Annotated in this window: 26 protein-coding genes; 8 read left to right on the top strand and 18 right to left on the bottom strand. The window is 46.4% G+C overall.

Annotated elements, in window-relative coordinates:
• Window positions 1-105: 105 nt before the first annotated feature.
• Window positions 106-1569: an AraC family transcriptional regulator gene (locus OO778_RS19970; RefSeq protein ID WP_264912676.1), complete on the bottom strand. Its 1464-nt coding sequence runs from the start codon at window positions 1567-1569 to the stop codon at window positions 106-108.
• Between the two features lie 167 nt (window positions 1570-1736).
• Between OO778_RS19970 and nfsB the strand changes: the two genes are divergently transcribed.
• The gene (gene nfsB, locus OO778_RS19965; RefSeq protein ID WP_264912675.1) at window positions 1737-2390 is read left to right on the top strand and encodes an oxygen-insensitive NAD(P)H nitroreductase; all 654 of its coding nucleotides are present in this window, start codon (window positions 1737-1739) and stop codon (window positions 2388-2390) included.
• Window positions 2391-2459: 69 nt separating this feature from the next.
• On the top strand, window positions 2460-2750 hold the full coding sequence (locus OO778_RS19960; RefSeq protein ID WP_005484222.1) for a putative quinol monooxygenase: 291 nt from the start codon (window positions 2460-2462) through the stop codon (window positions 2748-2750).
• Here the strand turns inward: OO778_RS19960 and OO778_RS19955 are convergent.
• Window positions 2747-3670: a LysR family transcriptional regulator gene (locus OO778_RS19955; RefSeq protein WP_253652398.1), complete on the bottom strand. Its 924-nt coding sequence runs from the start codon at window positions 3668-3670 to the stop codon at window positions 2747-2749. The genes OO778_RS19960 and OO778_RS19955 overlap by 4 nt on opposite strands.
• Before the next feature lie 150 nt (window positions 3671-3820).
• On the opposite strand from OO778_RS19955, the gene OO778_RS19950 reads away from it, so the two are divergent.
• Window positions 3821-4039, top strand: a complete 219-nt coding sequence (locus OO778_RS19950; protein ID WP_005396617.1) for a VF530 family DNA-binding protein — start codon at window positions 3821-3823, stop codon at window positions 4037-4039.
• A 962-nt stretch (window positions 4040-5001) separates the two neighbouring features.
• On the opposite strand, the gene OO778_RS19945 is transcribed toward OO778_RS19950, so the two are convergent.
• Window positions 5002-5454: a thioesterase family protein gene (locus tag OO778_RS19945; protein WP_258674724.1), complete on the bottom strand. Its 453-nt coding sequence runs from the start codon at window positions 5452-5454 to the stop codon at window positions 5002-5004.
• A 210-nt stretch (window positions 5455-5664) separates the two neighbouring features.
• Between OO778_RS19945 and OO778_RS19940 the strand changes: the two genes are divergently transcribed.
• A complete protein-coding gene (locus OO778_RS19940; protein WP_264912625.1) occupies window positions 5665-6429 on the top strand; it encodes a ferredoxin--NADP reductase in 765 nt (254 codons plus the stop codon).
• Between the two features lie 134 nt (window positions 6430-6563).
• On the opposite strand, the gene OO778_RS19935 is transcribed toward OO778_RS19940, so the two are convergent.
• The 10 genes from OO778_RS19935 to OO778_RS19890 all read right to left on the bottom strand — a co-directional run bounded on the left by OO778_RS19935 (window position 6564) and on the right by OO778_RS19890 (window position 17763).
• Window positions 6564-7235 carry a DUF2057 domain-containing protein gene (locus OO778_RS19935; RefSeq protein WP_054866817.1) on the bottom strand — a complete coding sequence of 224 codons (672 nt, stop codon included), beginning with the start codon at window positions 7233-7235 and terminating at the stop codon, window positions 6564-6566.
• A 216-nt stretch (window positions 7236-7451) separates the two neighbouring features.
• Entirely contained in the window at window positions 7452-8600 is a 1149-nt protein-coding gene (locus OO778_RS19930; protein ID WP_005396613.1) for an AI-2E family transporter, read from the bottom strand.
• Window positions 8593-9279, bottom strand: a complete 687-nt coding sequence (locus OO778_RS19925; RefSeq protein ID WP_005396612.1) for a potassium channel family protein — start codon at window positions 9277-9279, stop codon at window positions 8593-8595. The genes OO778_RS19930 and OO778_RS19925 overlap by 8 nt, the downstream gene beginning before the upstream one ends.
• A gap of 16 nt (window positions 9280-9295) precedes the next feature.
• Window positions 9296-10186 carry an HlyD family secretion protein gene (locus OO778_RS19920; protein WP_006740779.1) on the bottom strand — a complete coding sequence of 297 codons (891 nt, stop codon included), beginning with the start codon at window positions 10184-10186 and terminating at the stop codon, window positions 9296-9298.
• A gap of 12 nt (window positions 10187-10198) precedes the next feature.
• Window positions 10199-10402 (bottom strand): DUF1656 domain-containing protein, encoded by a 204-nt coding sequence (locus OO778_RS19915; RefSeq protein WP_085342527.1) that lies wholly within the window; start codon window positions 10400-10402, stop codon window positions 10199-10201.
• Window positions 10402-12045 carry a TolC family protein gene (locus OO778_RS19910; protein WP_258616295.1) on the bottom strand — a complete coding sequence of 548 codons (1644 nt, stop codon included), beginning with the start codon at window positions 12043-12045 and terminating at the stop codon, window positions 10402-10404. Before OO778_RS19910 ends, OO778_RS19915 begins: the two co-directional genes overlap by 1 nt.
• A 10-nt stretch (window positions 12046-12055) precedes the next feature.
• Complete coding sequence (locus OO778_RS19905) at window positions 12056-14230, bottom strand: FUSC family protein (RefSeq protein WP_264912618.1); 2175 nt, start codon at window positions 14228-14230, stop codon at window positions 12056-12058.
• A 388-nt stretch (window positions 14231-14618) separates the two neighbouring features.
• Window positions 14619-15488 carry a DMT family transporter gene (locus tag OO778_RS19900; protein WP_104970440.1) on the bottom strand — a complete coding sequence of 290 codons (870 nt, stop codon included), beginning with the start codon at window positions 15486-15488 and terminating at the stop codon, window positions 14619-14621.
• A gap of 144 nt (window positions 15489-15632) precedes the next feature.
• On the bottom strand, window positions 15633-16598 hold the full coding sequence (gene yidZ / locus OO778_RS19895) for an HTH-type transcriptional regulator YidZ (protein ID WP_104970441.1): 966 nt from the start codon (window positions 16596-16598) through the stop codon (window positions 15633-15635).
• Window positions 16573-17763 (bottom strand): MFS transporter, encoded by a 1191-nt coding sequence (locus OO778_RS19890; protein ID WP_104970442.1) that lies wholly within the window; start codon window positions 17761-17763, stop codon window positions 16573-16575. The genes yidZ and OO778_RS19890 overlap by 26 nt, the downstream gene beginning before the upstream one ends.
• 132 nt (window positions 17764-17895) lie before the next feature.
• Here OO778_RS19890 and OO778_RS19885 point away from each other — a divergent pair, with 132 nt between their 5' ends.
• Together OO778_RS19885 and OO778_RS19880 are read left to right on the top strand one after the other, a co-directional pair.
• Entirely contained in the window at window positions 17896-18366 is a 471-nt protein-coding gene (locus OO778_RS19885; protein ID WP_005499894.1) for a GNAT family N-acetyltransferase, read from the top strand.
• A 25-nt stretch (window positions 18367-18391) separates the two neighbouring features.
• Window positions 18392-18847, top strand: coding sequence for a GNAT family N-acetyltransferase (locus tag OO778_RS19880; RefSeq protein ID WP_264912611.1), 456 nt, complete (start codon window positions 18392-18394; stop codon window positions 18845-18847).
• Between the two features lie 10 nt (window positions 18848-18857).
• On the opposite strand, the gene OO778_RS19875 is transcribed toward OO778_RS19880, so the two are convergent.
• Both OO778_RS19875 and OO778_RS19870 read right to left on the bottom strand, forming a co-directional pair.
• A complete protein-coding gene (locus OO778_RS19875; RefSeq protein WP_053808269.1) occupies window positions 18858-19370 on the bottom strand; it encodes a DUF2799 domain-containing protein in 513 nt (170 codons plus the stop codon).
• A 343-nt stretch (window positions 19371-19713) separates the two neighbouring features.
• Entirely contained in the window at window positions 19714-20388 is a 675-nt protein-coding gene (locus OO778_RS19870) for a fructose-6-phosphate aldolase (RefSeq protein WP_006741998.1), read from the bottom strand.
• 214 nt (window positions 20389-20602) lie between these two features.
• Between OO778_RS19870 and OO778_RS19865 the strand changes: the two genes are divergently transcribed.
• Both OO778_RS19865 and OO778_RS19860 read left to right on the top strand, forming a co-directional pair.
• The gene (locus OO778_RS19865; RefSeq protein ID WP_005396594.1) at window positions 20603-21532 is read left to right on the top strand and encodes a glycyl-radical enzyme activating protein; all 930 of its coding nucleotides are present in this window, start codon (window positions 20603-20605) and stop codon (window positions 21530-21532) included.
• 2 nt (window positions 21533-21534) lie between these two features.
• Window positions 21535-23958, top strand: a complete 2424-nt coding sequence (locus tag OO778_RS19860) for a formate C-acetyltransferase/glycerol dehydratase family glycyl radical enzyme (protein ID WP_104970444.1) — start codon at window positions 21535-21537, stop codon at window positions 23956-23958.
• A 49-nt stretch (window positions 23959-24007) separates the two neighbouring features.
• Here OO778_RS19860 and OO778_RS19855 read toward each other — a convergent pair whose 3' ends face one another.
• The 3 genes from OO778_RS19855 to OO778_RS19845 form a co-directional block, all read right to left on the bottom strand.
• Complete coding sequence (locus tag OO778_RS19855) at window positions 24008-25090, bottom strand: saccharopine dehydrogenase NADP-binding domain-containing protein (protein WP_104970445.1); 1083 nt, start codon at window positions 25088-25090, stop codon at window positions 24008-24010.
• 24 nt (window positions 25091-25114) lie between these two features.
• Entirely contained in the window at window positions 25115-26059 is a 945-nt protein-coding gene (locus OO778_RS19850) for an SDR family oxidoreductase (protein ID WP_104970446.1), read from the bottom strand.
• Between the two features lie 253 nt (window positions 26060-26312).
• Window positions 26313-26750: a MerR family DNA-binding transcriptional regulator gene (locus tag OO778_RS19845; RefSeq protein WP_006741992.1), complete on the bottom strand. Its 438-nt coding sequence runs from the start codon at window positions 26748-26750 to the stop codon at window positions 26313-26315.
• Window positions 26751-26820 lie beyond the last annotated feature (70 nt).

Here is a 26820-nt window from a genome sequence, read left to right as displayed (position 1 = left end):
ATGCAGAAACGATAAAGCAAAGGTTTGAAATTGAGGGTGTCATTTCACGCCAAAAAAGACGTGAAATGATGTCACGAAGCGGCGACTTTGATCTGACCGACAGTTTTAATTGAGCGGTTGCACAATAGGATATTGTATCGGGTAATGCTCTTTCGCGAGCTCGTTGTCGTATTCATCATAAAGGCGGAAACGGCACTGCTTTGCAGTTTGAGTGAGCGATAATTGCAGCACCCAACAAGCATAATGTAGCGAGTGTTTGGTCAAGCGCATTGCGTGAGGTGTGGGGTCATCATCGGCGTAACAGTCAATCCTCGCAACGTTTTCAAGTCGGCATGCCAGTTCGACAAAGAGCGTGTATTGCGCCCCAATATTAATAAGCTGCCGAGTCGGGACAATGTATTCCGTTGCTCCAATTAAAAGCCCCTTAGAAACCACATAGTCACGCTGGTGGTTGTTCTCAATGTAACGTTCTCCATCGACTTCATAACACAGGCGAAAGGTAAGGGGATGCGCCACCGGAAGTTCGGTCGTTGCCCAGAGTTCGGTGCCATGACTTAAAAAACGCTCGAAGAAGGCGGGGTAGCGCCGCCATGCGCCATCACGGTCACGGCATTCTACCGAGACCACTTTTTCAAACGCAATATTGTCCACTTCCATCCAGATTTTGCCGACAGGTTGGTCGATGTGGTTATCGTCGAAGGTATTGGCTTTGGCGTAGTACAAGCGGATCGGTTGTTGATTTAGTTGAGTTCGGTTATCCAAACATTGTTGGCGATACTGCATGGGGGAAAACGGATACCAACGACGAAAAGTGCGGTGAAAGTTCGATGGTTCTTCATAACCGAGTTGATAGGCGATTTGCTGCGTTGTGAGTTGGGTGTCGGCAAGCAAAGTGAGTGCTTGCTTTCTTTTAGCGAAATCAACGCATTGAGAGTAGCTCATTTGCTTCTCTTGCAGTCGACGTTGCAAGGTGCGTTTGGAGACGCCCAGTTGCCTTGCCGCTTGCTCTAACTTGAGCGCGTAATTGCTGTTTTTGATGAACAAGGCGTTCAAAACACTCAGTAATTCTGGTTGTTCAATTGGCTGGTGAGAAAGCAGCAAATAAACATGTTTCACCAAGTCAAACACGTTTGAACTCGTTTTAGAATCTTGCGTTTCCTCTAGAAAAATATCGGCCGCGAGTGGATTGTTGGCGTGAACTTGTACCTGTATTGATTCGCTTAGCTCAAGCACTTCCAATTGCATTTTGAGCAAGCCAAACACCGACTCCGCCCAATTTGGCATATCGGCCGTTCTACATTCGACTTGCAGATGGATTTGGGCATCACCATGTTGAAATGTGACGTACAAACGGCGGTCGAATAATGAAACACTTTTACTCCACCAAAGCAGCCCTTCTTGGAGGTTAGGCGCTTCTTTCAACATCATGCATTGCAAGGCAACCAACTTCTCAATGTGCCAATATTCGCCGGCAATTCTCAGGTGATTGTGACCGAGCTTTTTGCACAGAAAGGATGTAATAACGTTATCTTGAGGCAGCATGAGTTGAGTTTGGTTGCGAGCAAACATGCATTATTGCTGAAAAGATGAAGAAGTTCAGTGAGAACGTTCAAAGCCTTTCTTATCGTTTTATTTTCAAATTTATTTTGAAAATGTTTTTAATCGAAATCGGTTTTTCCCTTTATCTCATGAGGTTATGCTGTTACACAGCTTAAATTCATTAATTGGAGAACCTCATGGATATCGTACAAGCTGCAAAATCTCGTTACTCAACGAAAGTGTTTGACCCAACGCGCAAGCTACCTCAAGAAAAAATCGACGCAGTTAAAGAGCTGATTCGTTTTAGTCCATCGAGTGTGAACTCTCAACCTTGGCATTTCATTCTGGCAAGCACAGAAGAAGGTAAACAGCGCATCGCTAAAGCGGCGCAAGAGAATTACGCGTTTAACGCGGCGAAGATTCTCAACGCTTCTCACGTATTGATGTTTTGTGCAAAAACAGGCATCGATAACGACTACATTGAAGCGCTAATGGTGCAAGAAGAAAAAGATGGCCGATTCCCAACTGAAGAAGCGAAAGCGGCTGTGCGCGGTGGTCGTAGCTACTTTGTAAACATGCACCGTTTTGATCTGAAAGATGCGAACCATTGGATGGAGAAACAAGTTTACCTCAACGTGGGTACGTTGCTACTGGGAGCTTCGACGCTAGAAATTGATGCAGTGCCAATTGAAGGGTTTGATCCCAAAGTGCTGGATGAAGAATTTGGCTTGCGTGAACAAGGTTACACTAGCGTTGTGATCGTGCCGCTTGGCTACCACGCGGAAGATGACTTCAACGCGAAAACGCCAAAGTCTCGCTGGGACGCAGAAACCGTATTCACCGAGATCTAATTCGAGCTTACTTGCAGGTTACGTAGAACCCTGTAATCAATGTATAAATCGCAAAAGAGTGATAAAACGATGATCCACTTAGTTGCAGAAGTGAAAGCCTATCCAGACAGCAAGGATCAGGTGGTGAATTTGCTTGCTGGTTTACTAGAGCCAACTCGTCAAGAAGAAGGCTGTTGCCAATACGAGTTGTATCTCGACGAAAAAGTTGATGGCCTATTTATGTTCCAAGAGATTTGGGCATCGCAAGAGGCCTTGGATAAGCATTTGCAAAGCCCGCACATGTCGACGTTTCTTGAAACATTAGAAGAGAACGATTGGGTTGAATATACCCAGATTCGTCCTCTTCGATTTATCGCCTAATGACAGAAGGTTGCCAGCACGTTGGCGCGTTGTTGGCAGCATTTTTGTTGGATAAAGTCGCGGAAAGTCCGAATCGTTGGCGTCAGTAAGCGACGATCGGCACACACCATGTAGAGTGGCACTGGGCCGCAATCCCACTCTGGTAGCACTCGCACCAATCTTCCCTCGATTAAGTCTCGGCTGATGTCCATCAACGATTTATTCGCAATGCCTTTGCCTTTGATCGCTAACCGATGTGGCAAGTCACTATCGTTGCTCATCAAGTTACCGTTGACCACGACTTGTTCTTTCTCGCCGTCACGCGTGAGCGTCCATTTGTTGTAGACCGAATCCGCGACCATATAGCACAAGCAGTTGTGTTGCATTAAATCGGCAGGAGAGGTGAGTTCTGGGTGTGTAGCTACGTACTCTGGCGATGCACATAAGATCCGTTCGTTTGACCCACACAAAGCCAACACGACCAGATTGGAGTCGGCAGGCTCGCCGTAGCGAATCGCAATATCGACAGGCTTGGTGTACATATCCGTCAAGCTATCGGACAGCTCTAGTTTGATGGAAACATTTGGGTAGAGATCGATGAACTCATCCACCCAATCGAGCAACATATTGCGACCAAAATCGGAGGGCGCAGTAATGTGCAGTTGACCAGATAACTCGCCACGTGCACTTGAGATCTGATCCAACCCCTCTTGCAATGTTGCCAACGCTTGCGTGGTTTTGTCTAAAAATAGTTCGCCCTCTGAGGTTAAACGCAGGCTTCGGGTGGAACGCACAAACAGCGGGAAACCGATTTGCCCTTCAAGACGCTTAATCGATGCGCTAATGGCGGCAGGTGTCATGTCCATGCTATTAGCAGCTTTTGAAAAGCTGCCTTGGCGCGCTGTTTCGACAAAAATATTGAGGTCGTTGAGGGCTTTCATCGTGAAAAGGATGTTTGTGAAGTTTGAGCTACTATAGGGGAGATGAGCAAAGTAATTCAAGCTAAACGCCTTTGAAGGTGAAAACATTAGGTTAAGTGGTCACTTTGAGTTAGATTAGCCCGCCACTTACATCGCTACTGGATCAACAACATGAGCAACGAACAGCCGAATAACCCTCTGCATGGGTTGAGTTTAGAAAAAATCGTCACCCGACTAGTTGAACACTTTGGTTGGAATGGCCTGTATGAGCGCGTTCGAGTGAACTGTTTTAAGAAAGATCCGTCGATCAAATCTTCGCTGAAGTTTTTGCGTAAAACGCAATGGGCAAGAGATAAGGTGGAAGCGCTATATATCGAGACGTTCTGCTGATCACTCTATGGTCTGCAGCAAGCGTTATGTAGATTCTTAGTCTCGCCTTGGCTCGCTATAATGACGTCACTTTTCTTATCGCGTAGGCTGAAAGAGTCGCGCTGCTGATGCGTCTAAAGCAAGATTCCGAGTGACTCACTTAGGTTCTTCTGGAATCGCTTTTTTAGGTGGTTTTGTATAGGTCAGAGCCAAACTCGAACCGTCATTCTGAACCGCGAGGAACGAGCGTGATTCAGAATCTACCCTCAGGATTGTATTGAGTCTATTCATAGCTCTATGGGCCTGCAGCAAGCGGTAAGTAGATTCTTAGTCTCGCTAGAATGACGTAGCTTTTCTTATCGCGTAGGCTGGAAGAATCGCTCCACTGATACGTCCAAAGCGAGATTCCGGATGGTCACATAGGCTCGTCTGGAATCGCTTTTTTAGATAGTTTTGTATAGGTCAGAGCCAAACTCGAACCGTCAATCTGAACAGCGAGGAACGAGCGTGATTCAGAATCTACTCTCAGATTGTATTGAGTTTATTCATGGCTTTATGGTCTGCAGCAAGCGGTAAGTAGATTCTTAGTCTCGCTATGGCTCGCTAGAATGACGTAGCTTTTCTTATCGCGTAGGCTGGCAGAGTCGCGCTGCTGATGCGTCTCAAGCGAGATTTCGGATGGTCACTTAGGCTTGTCTGGAATCGCTTTTTTAGATGGTTATGTAGAGGTCAGAGCCAAACTCGAACTGTTATTCTGAACCGAGAGGAACGAGCGTGATTCAGAATCTACTCTCAGAATATATTGAGTCCATTCATTGCTCTATGGTCTGCAGCAAGCGGTATGTAGATTCTTCGTCGCGCTTTGGCTTGCTAGAATGACGCAGCTTTTCTTATCGTGTAGGCTGGAATAGTACCTCAGCATTATTCCCGATAGCGATGAAGAAGCGCTGTCGGGAACCTCGCCTTTAATCTCTCGTTTCTTGCTACTCCAAATGATGCGTGCTACCCACAGTTCCTTCCAAGTCTAAAATCGACTGGCGAACGTGGTCTGGAATCGCCGCTTTTACGTTGTTCTTAAAATCAAACATCACACCAGTGGCGGTGGCGATGGTCACAATCTTACCCCACTTCTTACTCAGCACTTGGTATTCCATCGTGATTCGATCTTCTTGCATGTCGATCACGCGCGAGCCGACTAATAACGTGTCTGGGTAAGTGACAGGCAGCTTGTAGCGGCATTGCGTCTCGCTCAGTACTGGTCCAATTTGCGAGGTTTGCAGGTCGACCAGCAGATTAATTTTGTTGAAGTAATCTAAACGCGCCGTCTCGAAGTAGCGGAAATAGACCACGTTATTGACGTGTTGCAGAGCATCCATTTCACCCCATGCGACTTTGATCTCTGTGATAACGGGAAAGTCCTTTAACAGTGTGTCCATTTTTAGTGCTCCTTTTTCATCTGCATTGCCACAAATTGCGACGCGACTTATCACTTTGAGCATTTATTCTAGATGTAATCATTTAATATGTAATAAAATTGTTTTTAAAATGTGAAATGAAATGGCGATCTTATTATGTAAACTAGAAACTTTACATAATCGAGTTGAAGGCGTAAGTTTAACTAAGAGTAACCAAATAGGAGGTGTCTCATGACTGAGCTGAAAGGTTTCAATCTAGCCAAGGTGGAAAAACGCATTGACTGGACTGGCGAGCTGTTCAGTTTAAGGGTCTCAGGCGCGCCTCTTACCTTTAAAGCCGGCCAGTTCACCAAGCTTGCTTTGCTAGATGATAAGGGCAAGCCGATCAGCCGTGCTTACTCTGTGGTTAATGCACCAAGCGAACAGTTCGATTGGTTGGAGTTCCTAATAGTAGCCGACCCTCAAGGACAACTTTCTCCACGTCTCCAAAAGCTTAAATCTGGTGATAGCATTTATGTTGGTGAGACTGCACATGGTGACTTAATCCACGATTCTATTCCTAAACAGGCTCATGATCTGTGGCTGCTATCTACAGGTACAGGTATTGGACCGTTTTTATCGCTACTGGATGATATAAACTTACCACCTCATAATGAGCGAATTGTGCTTGTTCATGCGGTTCGCTACGAAAAAGATCTGGTCTACAAATATCTGATTGAGCAACTACAGCAACGATATGAAGGCAGATTAAAGTACATCCCGATAGTCAGTAGGGAAGTGGTGGATGGTCAGTTACAAGGTCGAATTCCTGAACTCATCGAATCGGGTAGACTGTCCAACGCTGCTGATGTGCCATTCTCTGCTCAAAGTAGTTTTGTCATGATGTGTGGGAACCCGCAGATGATCAAAGATACCTTGCCAGTCTTACAAGGGCTTGGGTTGGAAAAGTATCGTCCTAAAACAGGAGGCAATATCATCTATGAGCGTTACTGGTAGTGTTTGGTTAAATTGATATAACCATATTGAAGACATGATGATCACCAATACCAAAGTCGCTCAAGCGTCCTAGCTTGTTCGATCAAAAAAGCCACATGAAGTGGCTTTTTTAATATCGATAGAGTTAATCAGACTTATTGTTGATTAACGTACGCTTTAAAGCGAGCTTTGGTTTCTGCGTCTGCTTTTTGGTACCAGAAGTGCAGCATCTCTTCTGCTGTCGAATCTGATTTAACCGCAGTCGCTCTCGCTTGTTTCATATCTTCAGGAATCTTTGCTGGCAGTGTGACTGGTTGAGCAACGGCTGCACCAGCAACAGCGATAGCAGCAACGCCGCCTGTTTTGTTGTAGCTTTCCACTTCACGCACGTAATCACGACCGATTTGCATACCCGGTTTGATCAATTTGTCTTGCTCAACGGCGACGGTGTTGCCTGAATCATCAACCAGTTTCCAATCTAAGTCCTTGATCTTTTCTTCCGCATCGCGAAGGTTGCGGTATTCTGGCATTTGTAGCGTCAGCTCGGCATTGGCAGCGTCAAATCGTGTAACGATAACATCGCTTTCAACACTTAAACGGTCATTGCCTTGGTTAAAGTAAGGGGCGAAGCGAAATACGACTTGGTTAACGCCATCAGGTAACGTTAGTGTTCTTTCCGAGGCGAAAAAACCACCCGAAAGGTCTGCTTTTTCACCGTTAGCCGCTAATACTGAAACGTTGTCAGGAACACTCACGGTTACATCTGCGAATGCCATGCCACTCATTGCGAGAGCAAGCGCACAAGTTAAAGGCTTGATCAATTTCATTGTTTTTATCCTAAGCAAATTAGTGGTCATCGAGAGTGCATCGTTCATTGCCCGATTGCAACTCCCAAGTGTAAGAAGTATGAAAATTTAACAAGAACGTCATTTTTATCGCATTTATTACGGGGAAACTGTGATCCAAATAGAATCAAACCGCTGCAATAGAGCGGTTTGATATCATAAGTTATGGATTAAATTTCTTTCTAACCTATTGATTTATTAAATGCCTGCACCGTGTCCAGGCTCTGATTGGTCATCAGAAGCGTCTTGTTGTTCTGCCATTTCTTCTTGCTGTTGTGCTTTCTCAATGCTCAACCACCAAACAAATAACTCATACCAAATCGCCAGGATAACGGCACCTAAGAACAGACCAACGATGCCGTAGAAAAGCATACCACCGATGGCACCGAGCAGAATCACAGGCATTGGTACGTCGACACCACGTCCCATTAACATTGGTTTGAACAGGTTTTCAGAAAGTGCTGCAACTACTACCCAGACAGTAAACATGGTGGCTGTCGTTGTATCTTGAGTCATGTACATGAAGCCAATCACTGGTAGTACGGCAAGCAGCGCTGGTAGCTGAGCGATACACAAGATCATCAGAATCAGAGTGAGCAAACCAGCTGCCGGAACGCCAAATACAAAGAAACCAGCACCGATCAATAGGGCTTGAATCGCCGCCACACCGACTACGCCAAGCAGTACGCTTTTAATGGTTGCGGCGATAAGCGTGGTCCAGCTTTTAGCGTTTTCACCAGCGGTACGAATAGCGATGGTTCTTAGCCCTGATGCTGCAGATTCAGAGTACGTCATAAAACCTGCTGCAATCGCAAGTGACAAGATTGAAAGCAATAAACTGCCCAATACACCGCCAAGTGTGCCTAGCAAAGAAGTGAGCGCGGACTTTATCTGCGGCATAAAGGTTTGAATCGCTTGTTCAAGGTTAGTCGCGAATAGGGTCCAAACCTCATAGAGCTTATCACCTACGACAGGCCAATCCGCAACGGAAGGTTTTGGACCTGGGATCTTCACTTGTCCGTTTTGCAATACTTCAAGCGCATGCGTTGCACCATCTACAATGGAACCTGACACCATAACAAGTGGTGTGACTAAGAGTGCAATACCAAGTAAAGCAATCGTCGTGGCTGCCAGGCCTCTGCGACCGCCATATGCACGCTCCAGCTTTTTTGTAAGTGGCATTAAAGCGACGGCTATAATTGCACCCCAAATAACGGGAAGAATGAAGGGTTTGATGATGTCGTACGTAAACATCAGCAAGACGAAGATCAAGCCAATGCGTATTGCTGATTCCACCATATTACTGATGAAAAGCTTACTGTCGATTTTTACCGATTGTTTATCCATTTTTGTTTACCTGATGATCAATGTTAGAACTGACGAGACTTGAAACAACAATCGCCATATAGAACACACCTGTAATGGCCTCTAAATACACCACGACTTGAGCCAATGGCGTTAGAGGGCTGATATCGCCATAACCAAGCGTGGTTAAGGTGACGAAACTAAAATACGCCGCATTAGAGAAATTCTGCCCCCAAGAAATGGCTTCCATCCCAGTGAATGAGGTTGGCGAGAACTCTAGAAGAATGAGATAGGCAATTGCCCACATCAGACCAAGCAGTAAGAAAAGCGCGACTGAGCCAATGACTTTGTTGCTATTGACGTGGCCAGTGAAAAGAATCTGCCTTGCGATGGATTTAAAAGTGCCGAAAAAGAATGCGAAGGTGAGGGCAAGCATCACTACATTCATCTCTCGGATGTTGAAAACGGTCTTGATAACAATCACAAGAACCCAAACGCCAAACAGGGTATAGAGGAAACGAGACCACATTTTGTCGAAGCGAAGGCTGGCAAAACAGACAATGAACGTGAGAACCGTGAATGCCTGCAGTATGTGTTCAATCGTCCCTTCGCCCACCACTTGTGCCATCGCACTCCCTAGCAACAAAATCACCAGCGCTAAAGTTAGATAGAAGAAGTTGTTTTCTTCATTAATGTTTTTGAGTTTTTTACCAATGACCATGGTTCTTCTCACTTAGTTACTGTTCATTTTCTGCTGATGAATCTTTCATCACCATGATGGACGCAGAAAGCCCGAATCGAAGATCAACATCTTCTGGAAGTTCTTGGATTGAGATTCGCACCGGAATACGTTGTGCCAAGCGAATCCATTGAAAAACAGGGTTTACGTTTGGAAGAAGGTTGTAGCCGACCGTGCCGTCTTTCGGCGCAATACCCCAACCGATAGAGTCAACCGTTGCGTCAATTGGCGTGTCTGGGTGAGACATCAAAGTGACACGTGCTTGGCTACCCGGTTCGATTTGCGCGAGTTGGTTTTCACGGAAGAAACCAAACACCCAGAAACTGTTCTTGTCGATCAGCGCCAGCAGTGGCTGGTTTGCGACCGCTTGCGTACCGTTTCGGATATCGAGGTTAGACACAAAACCATCGACGGTCGCATAAACTTTGGTGAAGCTGAGGTTAAGGCGCGCTGACTTTAATTGCTCTTCTGCAGATTTGATTTGCAGTAGCGATTCTTCGTAAGCGATTTCACGACGAATCAGATCCTTGTGAGAAACCGCGCCGCGGTCTTTGGCGCGAATATCTTTAAGGCGGTCGTATTCGATTTTTTTACCGCGAGAGCTAACAATGGCGCGTTCTAGTGCCACTTCGGCTTGAGACAAAGCAACTTCGTAAGTCGCAGGGTCGATTTCAAACAGTAAATCGCCTGTTTTCACTTCTTGGTTGTCTTGCACCGCGACATTTACAATTGGGCCTGATACACGAGGAGCTACTTTGATGACGTTCGCGCGCACTTGGCCGTCGCGTGTCCAAGGGTTATTAAAATACTCTTCAAATTTTTGATAGCCGAGCCAAGCTGCGCCACCAAGAATGACAAGATTGAGTGCGATTACGAATAGTTTTTTCATCTTGTTTGGCACCTAAAATTGAATATAAAAGCTGTCGATGGCCACCACATAACCGACCATGATGGCAATAAACGTCAGAGACGGAAAAGCAATGAAGCGAGACAGACGTGTCTTGTTCAATATCATCACCGTTATCCACGTTGCCGTGACGGCGAGAAAGAGCACCAGTAACGTGGGAGAAAAGTAAATGTCTCCCAAAGAAAGTTCATGAGGCATTAGAGATCCTCCGTTTTGTTTTCATCACTGTTCTCAGCCGGAGTTTCGAGGCGCAAAGGCGGCAATACGCGGTTTTCTTCATCTAAATAACCATCCCAGTCAGTACGTTCTGTCATTGGCTTGGCAATAGATTCACTGAGGAAGGGTTTGCCTGTTTGGGTTTGCCAGCCTCCACCGAGGGCTTTGTAGAGCGCGACAACTTGGTTCGCGACGTTCCCTTTGATCGTTGCGTAGCTGTCTTCCGCACGGGTCATTTTCTCTACCGAGTTGAGCAGACGTTCAAAAGAGATTTGGCCGTTTTCGTACTGCGTCATGGAGATGTTGAATGCACGAATGGAAGAGTTGACTGATTGCAAACGTAAATCTTTTTGCTGTAAATACAGGTCATACGCTTCGATTGCATTGGTCACTTCATTAACGGCTTGCAGCACTTTTTTGTTGTAGTTGGTCAGCGTTTCTTGGAAGCGAGCATCTTCGAAACGAATGTTATTTTTCACGCGTCCGTATTGGAAAATATTCCAACTGAACGTTGGGCCAACCACCATGGTGAGCGAATCGCTAAAACTGAAACTGCTGCCATCGGGAACGGTACTGTCGATACCGATGGAACCTAACAGCGAAAAGCTTGGATACAGAGCGGTTTCCGCCACGCCAATTTGCGCACTCTGCGCGCGAGCTTGCATCTCAGAGACTTGCAAATCTGGACGTCGCATCACTAAGTTTGCGTCCACTTGGGTATCCAACAGCGGTGGACGCGGCACAATGGAGCGCTCGTCGGTGCCCGATAACGCCGATTTTCTGCCTGTCGATTTGAACTGTTTTTCGTAGTCAGCAATTTGCTGTGTCAAACCGTCCGATTGCAGCAATTTCTCTACTTCTTCAGGCAGTACACCCAACAGCAAAGCAAGTGCCGTGCGCGACTGCTTCATCGCCACTTCGAGGCTTGGTTGCGCGGCTTTTGTGGTGTAAAGCTGGTTTTTCGCTTGCTGTACGTCTAGCTCTGTAACGTTGCCAGAGTCGAACTGCACCTGTGTAATGCGGACGACACGCTCTTGAATTTCGATGTTGCGGCGAGACAGCAAAATACGTTCTTGGAATGTGCGATAGTTGATGTAATTGCGCGCCACCTCAGCGGTGATGGTGACCATGATGTCGTGATACGACGCGATGGATGCGTAATAACCGGCTTCTGCAGATTCGATACCACGAGCGTATTTGCCCCAAATATCCATTTCCCACGCAGCATCAAACGACAGAGCGGCGTTGTTTACACCCTGATCATTCACGTAGGCACGCGCTAGATTTCCTGACACGGTTTGAACTTGCGGGTATTGCAAGCCAGTCGAAATGCCAAGCAATGAACGAGCTTGGACAATGCGCAGTCCCGCGGCTTCTAAATCGAGGTTTTGTTTGCTCGCCAACTCAACCAGTTGATTGAGAGTTGAGTCATTAAATTGCTGCCACCATCGTTGTAGCTGTTGCTCTGATTGCTGCGTATCTTTGGCTGCTTTTTGCACCGACCAGTCACTTGGCATTGGCGCCTGCTTTGGATGAACATAATCTGGTCCGACAGTGGTACACGCACTGAGCCCGAGCAGAGAAAGTATGGCGAGGCTTGGTTTAGTTAGTTTTGGAAGCATCATATCCCCACCTTTAAAAACGCTTCTGTTGTAAGTTCACCCAATCGATATCCTCGTAGGTTTGCTTGCAATGCTTGATTGCTTCGAACACGTTCCGTTTTAAATTCAGCAAGATATAAAAACTGGCTATCTCTGAATAAGCGTAGTCAGATAAATCTAACTCACTAAAAAAATCTTCCAGTTTATCTTCGAATGATTGGTAATCCTGACTGTATTGGTCGAATACGGAATCGAGTTCTTGTGTTGCTTGATGGCTGGCTAAAGCGCCCGCCATCAAAGGAATGATGGAATCGCGGTGTTGTTGGCGAAGTTGAGTAATCAGCGGATTGGTCAGCAACTTTTGCTCGGCGGCCATTAAGATGTTGATGTGATTACTGAGTACATCACACGCTTTGCTAAACGCGCCAATCGCTTCTGGCGTGGTTTTGTCAAAGTGTTTGTGGTTGATTTTCGAACCCCACACCTTGAGCTTTTTCGATGAAACGTTGAGCGTCACCAAGTGCAAGGCCCGTTTGAGCGGCGTGATAATCGAGCTGGACTGCTTCTGATAGGAGTCAAACAGATCCCGAGTGTGCCTAAAATAGCGCTCTTTTATGGTCAAAAAGAGGTGTTCTGGTCGTGAGCTAAACGGGAAGTAGTGCGCGAAAATGATCATGAACACCACCATGTAGAACAGCAGCATGATCGTCATGAGGATCCCGAAGTGATAGAACATGTTGTTGTCTAAACCGAGAACAAACAAGCCCACCATGTAGAAAATCGTCACTGGCCCGTTGAACAGATAAAAGCCGATAAAAGTGTAGATAAAGATGAATAGGCCAAGCTCTAACCCGAGATCCAATTGGGGAAGAATGAAGACGTAAGAAGGCACCGCGAACAAAAAGCCGAAAGTGAACAGCACAAGCAACAAAATCGGGTGCACAGGCACGAACGACAGCAAAGACATAAACATGGTCGAGAAGACCACGAACGAGTAGCCGCCTGGTGGATTGAAATAAATCCAAATCAGTCCTGCAACCCAATAAGTGACAAAGGTTTTGACCGCGGTTTTAAAGTTTTCTGCGTCCCACCATAGAAACTTGCCTTTCGGTTTCGGCAGCGGCACGTCAAAGGAGACATTGTTCGTCACAGAGTCAATGCAGCTAATGCTCTCCGCTAAACGCGACAAGTTTTGATGCATGAGCCCCAAGAGGTGCCCTAGCATAAGCGCAGAGCCTTTCTCTAGGTGCGCTGCGTCTTCAAGCAACGCCTGGTTGTATTCGACTTTGAACTCTTGAGCACGAAAAGCGGGCTCTTTTTCGTCCCAGACTTGTTGGCAGGTATCAAATAGCGCGTCAATTTCCGCAACGGCTTGATCAAAGTTGCTGATGCTTTCACGGTCTTGCTGGTGGCTAAAGTGGCTGTGCGCCGCAACGGTCAATTGTTGCGTTACCTGCTTGTTCAAATGAACTGCCAAGCGCCACTCTTTTATGTAGGCTGACACGTCGCTGCATTCCACACTGACTGTGGCAAAACGCTGTTCGAGCGCATTTTGGGCGGCAAACATCTGTTCGATAAGAGAATCCACGCTAGGTTGCGGCTCTCTTGCTTCTGGATTTTCTTCTCCCTTTTCTTGAGGAGAGACTTGCCCTGCCGATTTTTGCTCGAAATTTTGCAAGATAGCGGTGAACAACGCGCGTTGTGCTTGGTTGAGTTGTTCGATGAGCTGTCTTAGATTTTGTTCTGTTTTGGTCGGAAATAAGAAAGTCCCCACGAGCGTGTAAACCACTACCCCAAACACCGTCATATAAGCGCGGTCAACGCCATAAAGAAACGCACCTTCTGCGTCACCGCCATTGGACATCATCAGCGTCATCACACCGGTCAGCATGAGTAGCGTTGGATCTTTTTGATAGGCATTACGGAAGTAAAAAATGAAAGAGACCACAACCGACACGCTCAGCATGTACAGCAAGCGGTCTTGAGCAAACAATCCCACCAGTAACAAGCCAACGACGGCGCCAACCAACGTACCGAACACGCGTAAGGTACCTTTGGCGAGGGATTCACGACGACTGCCTGTGGATGCAATCAGCATCACTGTGGTTGCGGCCGTCGATGCTTGCGGCCAACCCATGGCAAACGGGATTAGATAAGCCAGAGTCAGGCTAAGCGATACTTTAATAGCGAATTTTATTTTGTCGTTCATAGTGTCAAAGTTTGCTCAGGCTTATCGTTATAAGTTGATGAATTTCTTATGTGAATAATCAGAATCTTGTTCTGAATAAATTCGGGGGGCGGAATATAGCGGGTGAAAAAGTGTGCTTTGTAAACCCTTTGTCAAAACACAAAGAGCGTATTTGGCTCGATCTCGCGCTAGCCCTTGGCGTTATTGACGAAACGCCTAAAACGAGCAAAATCGCGATCTGTGACGATTCTCACTTTTGAAACAAAAACGTCGTGTTTTGTGAGCCAATTCTCACCTTATATCCTTCGCCTGATACTAAAGCAGGCCACTCGTACCATCTGCAATGAGCTTTGCTGCTTTAAAAAGCATAGATGATGAATGGGTATTTGAGAGGGAAAGTTATTATTTTTTATCGGCTTGCCGATTGTTCGCTTGTTTTTTTGGATCGAGATAAAAAAACCAAAGCGATACCACCAAGAATGATGCCACTGGTTAAAAGTGTATGCAGCGAAAGAGACTCGTGGAGTACGACGGTACCTAACAGCAAAGCAATGGCCGGCACGGAAAGTTGGCTGACGGCGGCTTGAAGTAAAGAGAGCTTACGCATGACTTGATACCAAAGCGTATACCCAAGGCCAGATGCAATGGCGCCAGACGTGATAGCGAGCAAAATTCCGCTCAGAGAGAGATGGATTGAGGACAGCATCAATGGTGATAGGAGTATGCCAATTATAGATGCAGCGATAAACCCCCATGTGATGCCACTACTTGGAGAAGGCGCTTGTTTGCCGAGCGCAGTAAACGCAGCCCAACAAACGCCAGAAATCAACATGAGAAATGCAGAACTGATATCGGGGCGAGTGGCAGATGGCAACATTAACCAAACAAAGCCGACAATCGAAAGGCCGATACCGATGATTTCGAGAAACTGAAAGCGCTCACCTTGCCACCAATAGATGGCCAGTAATGTAAGTTGCACGGCACCAAACAAAAGCAAAGCTCCAGTTCCTGTCGCCAGTTGTAAGTACGCGAAAGAGAAAAGGGCAGCGTAACCAAATAACGCCACGCCAGCAAAAAAGCGAAAGCGAGAAGTTGGCCGATCGGTTTTCCACTGACCTCTCACGACAAGCAATGCGATTAAGGTAATCGCGCCAGATATCAATCGAACGAGAGTGAAGCTTCCTGCATCAATCAACCCTTCGGCCAATGCAAGTCGGCACAATAATGAATTGGCGGCGAACGCCAGCATCGTAATAGCAGTGAGTAAAAAGGTCGACATCCTTGGCCCTTAACGCAGAAATATGGATTGAGTGTAGCGTCAAACGACCTTTTTCATTAGTTGATAAAGTGATTAGTTATAGCTGTCAGAGCGAGAAAATCATCAAAAATCACCAGAGAAAACCTGACCTTAGCCTGAGTGTTACTATGGTAGGGATGGTTGTTCGTACAATGACTTGATGGTGTTTTTCAACCATAGCAATTTGGGATTGTACGCATTGCGTTTATGCCAAATCATGGTAAATGGAATCAGTAACTTGTCTTGTTGAGTTTGGTCTAACGGAATTGGCAAGCACACCAAATCGAGATGCAGCTTTTCTGTGTAGCTTTTGCAATAGTGCGGCGCGGTGGTGATCATGCCATGCGTCGGCTGCGCAGCCATAAAAAGGGATTGCTCAAAGTTGGACATCGTCAGCCCGATAGAGCGCTGTAGCCCTAGTTCCGTTAACACTTCATCCAACGCCCAAGTTTCACTTTTTTCCCAAACAATATTGATGTGTTGGTAGCTCAGAAAGGTCTCGAGATTCCACTCTTGCTGTAATGCCGGATGATCTTTATGTAAATACACCATCGGCAGGTCATAAAATAGAATCTCAAAATCCAAGAAATACGGCAGAAGATCCAACGACTCTTTCGATCTAGGGTGACTTTCTCGGCCGGTAAAACCGATATCCGCCTCGCCTCGAATGATGGCGTCGAGTGAATCGTAATCCCAGTTACTGGTTTTTACTTTCGCTTCAGGGTATCGCTGGTGGATAGCGACGATGAGTCTGTCCAGCACCGTGAGCACTAATGGCGACTCAATCGTGATATCAAAACGCACTCCTTTCGGCGTAATATCGCTGCGTTTTTCTGCAATTTGGCTGCCAATTTGCAGCCATTCTGCAAGATCTTGCTCCATGCTTTGTGCCAAAGGCGTTGGCGCAAGACCTTTAGGTGTTTTGACAAACAAAGGATCATCGAACCAATGACGAAGTTTGTTGAGCGACTTACTTACGGTAGAGGGCGTAACGTTCAGCTTTTTCGAGGCTCTCGAGACGCTTTGCTCTTGCAGCAATAATTGCAGAGTGAACAGTAAGTTTAAATCAAGTCGCGCTAGGGATTTCTTCATAATAGGTATCGTGAACAGGCTTTGGAATCAATAGTATTAGAGCAAGGCTGATTACGCTACCTAACACTAAGATAAACACCAACATATTCAGAGCACTAACGCCGATGAAACCCATAAACCAAATATAGAACGCGGAACTACAAACTTGAGCAATGCCCAGTAACGAGCTCGCCACGCCAGCTTGTTGAGAGAATGGGCTGAGCGCTTGGCTCATGGCCACGCCAAAGCCACAAGCGAAGCCAGCGCAAATCAGCCCAAGTCCGAATACATAGTAAAGAGATTGTCCATCATGGAAATGGACAGCACTGAGTACTATGGCTGCACAAGCGAGCAATACTTGAGAGGTGATCATTAAGGTTCGCTGCTTAAAAATCCCCAATGCCAATGGCGCCGAGAACGAAATCAACATGCTGATCGTCGCAGTCCCTGCCATGATGGAAGAATAGCCGCCGCGATCAAAACCAAGCATGCTCATCACGACAATTGGTGAAGCGTTAACAAAGGTCAGAATGGTGGTCACTCCAAGTGCAGTAATGATCAGCCTACTGATAAAAAATCGCTCGAAGAAAGTCTCTTGATGGCTCTCTGGCGTTGTCTGTTCTTCACCTTGTTGGCTGGGTAGTGATTCCTTGAGAACAAAAATGGCCAATACACTGACGAGAATGCCCATTCCTGCCATCGTGGTAAACAAACTCGGCCAAGGAAATTTCAGCATAATCAAGTGACCAATCACGGGTGCGATCACTGGAATGATACAGGTGATGCCATTGAGCATCGACAATACTTTCGCGCGGCGTTCATCGTCTAACGTGTCGCGTAAAATCGCGAATGCGACGACATAGCAAGATCCAGCTCCGATGCCTTGGCAAAAGCGAGCGATCAAGAAAGTGTTTGGGTGCTCAGCCATCCCGCCGAGAAAAGACGCGAGCACGAAGATCATCGCGCCGACGACGGCAACAGGCTTTCGTCCCACAGAGTCTGCAATTTTCCCCGCGAATAACATGGTGGTAGCCATGCCAGCTAAATAGATCGAAAACGCAATATGCAACTGAGATTCACTGGCGTTGAGATCTGACGCAATTTGAGGCAAACCAACAAGATACAAATCAATGGCAGTAGGGTAGAGTAAAACGAGTGCAAAACTACAAAGTAAAAAACGGGACATGGAAACCTCTCTATCGAATGGCGAGGATAATAGAGTGCTAAACGTTTGCCTGCGAGTGGGAAATACGACACTAGGTATTTCTATTTACGACATACCCTGTATGAATTGAGCATAAAAACAACAAGGAAGATTATGATTACCATTGAAAAGTATTCGCCTGAGCGACATGAACAAACTTGCGAACTTAGCGTGCTAGAAGAGCAATCGCAGTTTACGGTCGCGGATGTGGGTGAAATGCTGACACGTCTTGAACCCACAGAGCTTCCGCATCTGATTTTGGCAGACGATGACGTGGTTGGCTTTTTTCTGTTCGATGCTGCTTACAGCGAGAAATACGATTTTTGCCCGAAAAACAGCTTAGGCGTACGTGCTTTGCTGGTGGATCACCGTCATCAAGGCAAAGGCATCGCCAAGCAAGCCATTCAACAGTTTGCCGATTTCGCCAAACGCCATTATCCCGAGTTTGATGCGCTTTATCTCACCGTGAATTGCCGCAACATACCTGCTTATCAGTGCTATTTAAAATCAGGGTTTGAAGATACCAATGAGCTTTACCACGGCGGCCCCGTTGGACCGCAGCACATTATGAGACAACCGCTTTAACTAGGAAAACACCAAGGATGGAAATATGAGAATTGAAATCGACAATTTAGAACGGCCGCAGGTGCTTGCGTTGTTGGAAGAGCATTTGCAGGACATGTACGCTACATCGCCACCAGAGAGCGTGCATGCGTTAGATGTAAGCAAGTTGAAGCTGCCTTCAATCACGTTTTGGACGGGGTGGGATGGTGAGCAGCTATTGGGATGTGTGGCAATGAGCCAACTAGAAGATGGTCACGCAGAGTTGAAATCGATGCGTACGACGCCGTCGGCGAGAAAACAGGGCGTGGCATCCCGCTTACTCAATCACGTGGTTGAGCAAGCGAAACATCAGGGGATACAACGTCTAAGTTTGGAAACTGGGTCGATGGCATTTTTTGAACCCGCGCATCGCCTATATGAAAAACATGGCTTCGCGTACTGCGAGCAGTTTGGTGACTATCAACCTGATCCAAACAGCCGCTTTATGACCCTAGCGTTGTAGCCCGTCGCGACTAAAAGTTAAAGTAGTAATTAGCTCCTGGCGAGATGAGTGATGCACGCTCACGCGCCAGTTGTTTTCTTCTCTCTCTAATACGCTTCGCGTTGTCTTTATCTAAGTTTGCATCCAATTGATGATCAAGGCGTGATATCTCCGCATCTAACGCGTTAATGCGTTGTTGACGCTGATATTCTTGATGGCCTAACTGATAGTTTTTAAGGAAAAGATCGTTAGAGCAAACGCCATAGTAGGTTTTTCCTTCTACACCCACCGTGTAACCATTGTCTGGCGAACAGTAAAGAATGGTGCCTTTATCAAAACCGTCTTGCCACTCAACGTGATTTGGCGTTACGCCTGCTTCGCGACAGTCTTTAATGTATTCGTACAAAATGTTTGGGTTGTTGCCTGATCGGCCATCTTGGTAGCCGACGCGATACCAGTCTGCGGTTTGGCATTGTTCTGGCGACATGCTGCTACAACCAGAAAGTAATGCAAATATGGCAAAGAGAAGCGCAATGCGTTTCATGAAGTGGATTCCTTGTTACTGCGTTAGGTTCGCTGATTATAAATGAACAGTGTTCATTTCCAATAGATAAAATTAATAATTACCGAGTTATTGATGCGTTTCGCTTGTGAGTTTGTCGGCTTGAAGCAAAAATTTTTTGCTTGTGGAACGAGCGTTGTTCGTCAGTAGTGATGTTACGAATAGAGTGCTTTGCGTGAAGGGAGAGGTGAGACTAGTGGGCTGGGAATCTCTTCGTAAGCCGCATCTACAAACAGTTGCCTGCGCGAATGTTACTTTTTCTCAGAGATTCCCATATCAAAAGCCCCTCGATCGAGGAGGAACGGGACTTTCGATAATTTTATGCTTAACTTTCAAATGAAAGTTTGTTGCCAAACGCGGATTTCCAGTCTTTATCAAATTGATCGACAGCCGGCTGAACTGCTGGATGAGAAAACATCTGCGCGGCCACATCGACAGGCAAGGTGATCGCTTCAATGCCCAACTTCATCACTTCCATCGCTTGTTGGGTATTTTTAAAACTCGCTGCCAAAATTTTTGCAGGCAGTTGGTTTTGATCCAGTAGCAATTGCAGGTCTGCGACCACTTCTACACCGTTTCCGTTCATCGCATCAATACGGTTCACATAAGGCGCAAGATAGTCAGCGCCGCACAATGCCGCAAGGAAACCTTGCTGAGCAGAGTAAATAGCAGTGGCGAGCACTTGAATTCCCTCTTTTTTCATTAACTTAATTGCCGCTAAGCCCGTTTCGGTTGCTGGCACTTTGACGACCATATCATAGGGTAATTCATGGATTTGGCGTGCTTCTTCCACCATGCCTTCTACAGTAGTACTCACCACTTGAGCATGGAAACGGGGTGTTCCCCCTAACGCTTCTTGCATGCCAGCTAAGGTTTGGTTCAAGCCTTGTTTTGATTTCGCCAAAATACTTGGATTTGTGGTTACCCCTTTCAGAGGTAGGCATTGGTTAAAGCGTTTTACTTCTGCCACGTCAGCAGTATCTAAATAGAGTTCGATCATGGGTTCTGCCTTATACAAAATCTTCGTTTTGATGATGGGATCACTATAGATCTGACAATCCGCTGAGATCTTGATTTTGATCAATTGAAATTTCAATTGAAACTATAATAATTTCACAAAACGAAAGTTAAGTGCCAATATTTCATTATCAAATGAAGCTTTCAGCAAAAGAAAAGCGTGAAAAGTAGAAGAGCAAACCAAGAGGCGGACAGCAATGTATTTCAATATTCAGAGGTTCTCGACCCACGATGGTGATGGTATTCGCACCATTCTGTTTCTGAAGGGATGCAGTCTGTCTTGTCCTTGGTGCCAAAACCCAGAAAGCCGCAGTGAAAAGCACTCTCTGCTGTTTGATGAGCGCAGTTGTATGGCGGACTGCCAGCTTTGTATATCGGCTTATAAACAAACCGTAAACGGCAATATGGCGAGCGATGGTATCCGACGCATTGACGATCAAATCATCATCAATCGAAAAGCTATGAGCGAAGCGCAGATCATTGCGCTGCGAAACGTATGTCCAACACAAGCGCTCAGCATATGTGGAGAAGAGGCGAAATCGGACGACCTGTTTGAAGTGTTGATGAAAGACAAGCCTTTCTACGATCAAAGCCAAGGTGGCGTGACATTTTCTGGTGGCGAGCCGCTGATGCAGCCAAGTCTTGTGGCAGAACTTGCCGAACGTTTGCATCAAAACCATGTGTCTACGGCGGTGGAGTCGTGCATGCATGTTCCGTGGAAAAACGTAGAAAAAGTCGCGCCGTATATTGATTGCTGGTTAGCGGATCTTAAACACACCGACGAAGAAAAGTTTCTCCGCTGGGCGAAGGGATCGTTAAAACGCATCAAAGACAATTTTAGAAAATTGGCACCAATTGCCAAACGTATTGTTATTCGCGTGCCGGTTGTGCCGGGCTTCAATGACACCATTGATGAGCTCAAAGCGATCATTGACTTCGCTGCTTCTTTAGAAAGCTGTCAAGAACTCCACTTGTTGCCGTATCACACCCTCGGCATCAATAAATACCGTTTGCTCGATATGCCTTACGAGTGTTCTGACAAACCATTAAATAATCCAGAACTGCTAGAAAACGCAATGCAATACGCAAGCGAACATACTCAACTTAACGTGATTGTTAGAGGTTAACCATGGACCTACATACCCTTCCAGAGCGAATCAAAGCCCACAAATCGGCACTGGTCAACATCGTAACGCCGCCTATCTGTACCGAGCGCGCAGAGGCTTATACTCGAGCGTATCAGGCAAATGAAGACAAACCTGTGATTGTGCAACGAGCGTTGGCGTTACAAGAGCACTTACGCACTCGTACCATTTGGATTAAGCACGACGAGCTGATTGTCGGTAACCAAGCGAGCAAAGTACGCGCTGCGCCGATCTTCCCTGAATACACGGTGCGTTGGATTGAAGCGGAAATCGACGAACTGGCCGACCGACCTGGGGCTGGTTTTGCGGTAAGTGAAGAAGACAAACAAAGCATTCACGCCATTACGCCATACTGGCGCGGTAAAACGGTTCAAGATCGCTGCTATGGACTTTTTACCGACGAGCAACAAGAGATCCTAGCCAGCACTATCATTAAAGCCGAGGGCAACATGACTTCGGGCGACGCGCACCTTGCAGTGGATAACGAAAAAATCCTGAAGATCGGTATGAACGGTCTGTTGGATGAGGTTCGCCAGCATCGCGCTAATAACGACGTGTCGACGTATGAAGGGTTAAAGAAAGAGCAGTTTTATAAGTCCGTCGAAATTGTCTTGCTTGCGATTCAGGAGAACATGGTGAGTTACGCCGATCTCGCTCTGGAAATGGCACAAAACGAAACTCGACCAGAGAGGAAAGCAGAACTGGAGACAATCGCAGAAAACTGTCGTCATGTGGCTTTCCATGCGCCAACCAACTTCTGGCAAGCTCTGCAACTGAGCTATTTTGTGCAGTTGATGCTGCAAATAGAATCGAATGGCCACTCTGTTTCATTCGGTCGGATGGACCAGTTCCTAAACGACTACTACGTGCGTGATCTTGAAAGTGGCACGATGAACAAAGCGTTCGCCCTTGAGTTATTGCAAAGCTGTTGGTTGAAATTGCTTGAAGTAAACAAGATTCGCTCTGGTGCGCACTCAAAAGCGTCGGCAGGTTCTCCGTTGTATCAAAACGTCTGTATCGGTGGACAAAAGCTGAATGAGAATGGAGAACCTGAAGACGCCGTAAATCCGCTATCTTGGGCGATTTTAGAGTCTTGTGGTCAGCTACGTTCCACGCAACCGAACTTGAGTGTTCGCTATCATGAAGGTCTGAATCAAGAGTTCTTGATGGGCTGTATTGAAGTGATCAAATGCGGATTCGGTATGCCTGCATTCAACAACGATGAAATCGTCATTCCAGAATTCATCAAGCTAGGTGTCGAGAAAGAAGACGCTTACAACTACGCGTCTATTGGCTGTATTGAAACCGCTGTTCCAGGCAAGTGGGGTTACCGTTGCACGGGCATGAGCTTCATTAACTTTGCGCGTATTTTACTGGCTGCGCTTAACGAAGGTGTGGATGCAACGACGGGCAAAGCCTTCTTGCCGCATGATAAGTCATTAGCAAAAGGTAACTTCGAGAGCTTTGAGCAAGTCACCGCTTCTTGGGCGAAGCAAATTCGTTACTACACACGTAAATCGATTGAGATCGATACCGTAGTCGACAGTGTGCTTGAGCAGCAAGCGCAAGATATTTTCTGCTCATCGCTGGTGGATGACTGTTTGGCGCGTGGTAAAACAGTAAAAGAAGGCGGAGCGAAATACGATTGGGTATCTGGCCTGCAAGTGGGCATCGCCAATTTAGGTAACAGTTTGGCGGCGATCAAACATTTGGTGTTTGAAGAAGCACAAATCAGCCAAACGGAATTGGCAAAAGCATTAGAAGAAGACTTCGATGGTATTGAGAACGAACAACTTCGCCAACGCTTAATCAACTTCGCGCCAAAATACGGCAATGACGACGATTATGTCGACCAATTGCTGGCTGATGCTTATCAGGTTTACATTGATGAGTTGGCGCAGTTTGTCAATACACGTCATGGGCGCGGTCCAATTGGTGGCGGCTACTACGCGGGAACATCGAGCATCTCTGCTAACGTGCCATTTGGCGCATCCACGATGGCAACACCAGATGGTCGAAAAGCGAAAACGCCACTGGCAGAAGGCGCAAGTCCAGCATCGGGCTCTGACCGTTTGGGACCAACGGCGGTGTACAACTCAGTCGGTAAAATTCAAGCTAATAAAATCTTGGGTGGTGTGCTGCTTAACCAGAAGTTAAGCCCAGCGGCTGTCGCTTCAGAAGGAGATAAGCTCAAGCTATCGATGCTGATTCGTACCTTCTTTAATCACCACAAAGGTTGGCACGTACAGTACAACATCGTTTCTCGTGAAACCTTGCTGGCGGCGAAAAAGAACCCAGAACAATATCGTGACCTTGTCGTGCGAGTCGCGGGCTACTCAGCCTTCTTTACCGCGCTGTCACCAGACGCGCAGGATGACATCATCGCTCGTACCGAACACGAGTTGTGATGGCCTCAACCCCTGTTAATGCAGAAGGCACCGATTGGTGCCTTTTTGTTTACTCTTCAATGGTTATGTCACTAGAACCGGGAAGCTGCGACACAAAACTGGAGCCCATAAGTTTAGAGGGTGTGTATACACCGGCTGCAGGCTTTGTATGTAGCAGGTGTTCTACAATCGCCAGAGATCCCGTTACGGTTAAGCTGTAGCCATTGGCCGTTTGTACCCGTGCTGTTTTGCTTTGTCCGAGTTTGTTGCTTGCTTTACCCCACACATATGTGGGTAATTGGTTTCTTTGCTCCTCATTCGGCCCTTTTACGGTTCTTTCAATACGGCTTTTTATGAGACTTTGTACCCAGGTTATGCCGAGAAGGGGGCGAACCCAATTCGCTCGTTTAGCGTTTTTTATCATGTTTGGCGATCCGGGAATAAAAACATCAATATTCTCAATCCCCGTGGTGTAATAGGCGGTTGAAACATCGCCCCACGGAATGGTCATAGCAAGTTTTTCGCCGTCACCAAAATCAATGTTGCGAACTTTATACGCTAGCGGAACGGTGGTGATTTTTCCGTTAAGTCGCACTTTTCCGCCTTGAGCCAAACCTTCGACAGACGTTTTCGCCGTGCCCGGAGAAAAACCAGAGCGAGAGTCAAAACCGAGAGACAAGTGTGTTGCATCTGGTAGCGCAGCTTTCAATGTGGCTGCAATGCAATCCGTTGGAATAACATCAAAACCAACACCAGAGCACAATACGACACTAGCTTCATTTGCTTGTGATTGCAGCGTTTGTGCAAACTCAAATACAGAGATCTCACCTGTAATATCGAGGTAATGTGCACCTGCTTCTAGGCACGCTTCCATCATCGGTTTTGCTGTCGAAGAAAAGGGGCCTGCACAGTTTAATACCAGTGAGGAGCCCGAAATATGTTGGATCGCGCTGCTTTTATCCTCAAGAGAAAAAGCAAGACTTTGCAGCCCTAGTTCAGCCGCTAGGCTTTGTACTTTCTCTAAACTTCTACCTGCAAGGATTGGGTGGTGACCCCGTTTTACGGCCTCTCTCGCAATCAGCGCGCCTGTATAACCATTGGCTCCGTATATGATCCAACGATCTGGGGATGATGCCGGTGTGTTATCTTTCATCAAACAGCTCCTATCAATGCCTGCTTAAAGAGGTTTCTGGTCATTGGCTTTTTCTTGTTGAATTGTGGTCAAGCCTTGTTCGAATGTGGTGATTTTAAAATCTGGAAAACGAGTCTGAAACTTATCCGAAACAAAAAGGTTGTCAGATTCGTAGCGAGGCAAAAGCTCGGCTGCATCTCGAATGGTTTGATTAAATCGCCCAGCTAGCCACAATTGCCAGCGCTTGATGACTTTGTATTTCGGTTGAACGTTAAAAAACTTTGCTGCAACAGCGATAAACTCCCGATACGTCAGTCGACGATCATCGCAAGGCAAATGCCAAGTTTGTCCGTAAGCATCGGGCGTATTCCCAATTAGCGCCATCGCTCGGCTTGCGTCTGGCGTATAAATTAAGCTGCGTTTGGTGTCATCACGTAAAAACACTTTTGCGCTCTTTTGGTTAAGTAGATTATCTATAATGGCGGAATTAGTGATGCTTTGCGTTTTCCCCGGGCCGTAAAACTCCGGAGCGCGACAGATAACGGCTTCGATTTCTCCTTTATTCATCGATTCTAGCAGCATGTCAGTAATGACCGCACGAATTCGACCTTTTTCTCCATTGGGTTGAAATGGTGCATCTTCTTGTTGAGGCGTATCTGTTTGCGGGTACATGTAGGTATTATCAAAGTAAACAAGCTTTGCTTGATGAGTTTTACATGCGGCGATGACATTACGCATTATTGTTGGCCACTGTTCCACCCACAGTTGGGTATCCATTGGTAGCCCTGCAGTAAGGTAAACGATACTAGAACCTTTTACGGCATCTGATGTTTGTTTCGCGTCGAGCAAGTCCGCTTTTACCAGTTGATCCGTCTCGTTGACTCGATGCGGATTGCGGCTCACCAATCGGATGTCGCTCGTAAAGTCTCGTTTTAGGCTTAATGCCAGCTCACGGCCAATTTGCCCACTTGCACCCAATATCGTTTGCATTCACCAATCTCCTGCTGTGTTACTTTGATATTCATCCTAACGTTAAAGTTAGGTTTAAGGTCAACCCACATTTTGAGGATAAATTGGATTGATTTTTTATTGAGTATAGAAACAAGGAGATGGCACACCTGAGCTAAGGGCGAATGGTTTTGACAGACTCAATTTAGTGGCGGGCAGGGGAATTGGCGAATCTTTAACTCAACATCAAGAGTAAGGCTTCGCTTGTTAACATTGCCTTGACTTGGTGACGGTCTTATTTTTTATTTGAGGGATTTTCTTTGGTCAGAATCGTTTGACCAAGTTGAGACATGACGCGTTTTGCATTCATTGCACAGTCCATGTCATCTGGCTTAGCTTCAATCTCTTTAAGTACTTCTTTTAACTTGCTTTTACTCTGCGCAATTTTTCGCTCAAGCTCGTCTAGCTCTTGGACTTTTTGCTGCAAGGTTGTCAACAACTGATGATGATCCCAGTTAGAAAGGTCGGATGGCAGTAACGCACTTAGTTCATCCAAACTGAATCCAGCTTGCTGACCCGTTGTGATCATGTCCAGAATCATTAACGCTTCTTGCGGATACTCGCGGTACCCATTGGCTTTACGGGTCACGGTTTTTAGCAGTCCGATGCGCTCGTAAAATCGAATACGCGAGGGAGCAAGGCCCGTTTTTTGTGCCAGTTCGCCAATTTTCATATCAAGCGTGTCTCATTAGGTTGATAAAATAACCTTACCATTTCTGAACATTCTCGCCAGTTTGGTGTTT

It is taken from the genome of Vibrio sp. STUT-A16 (assembly GCF_026000495.1).
In the GTDB taxonomy this organism is placed as follows: domain Bacteria; phylum Pseudomonadota; class Gammaproteobacteria; order Enterobacterales; family Vibrionaceae; genus Vibrio; species Vibrio diabolicus.
The sequence above is the reverse complement of the archived record's forward strand: the minus strand, read 5'-3'. Positions and strand labels throughout refer to the sequence as shown.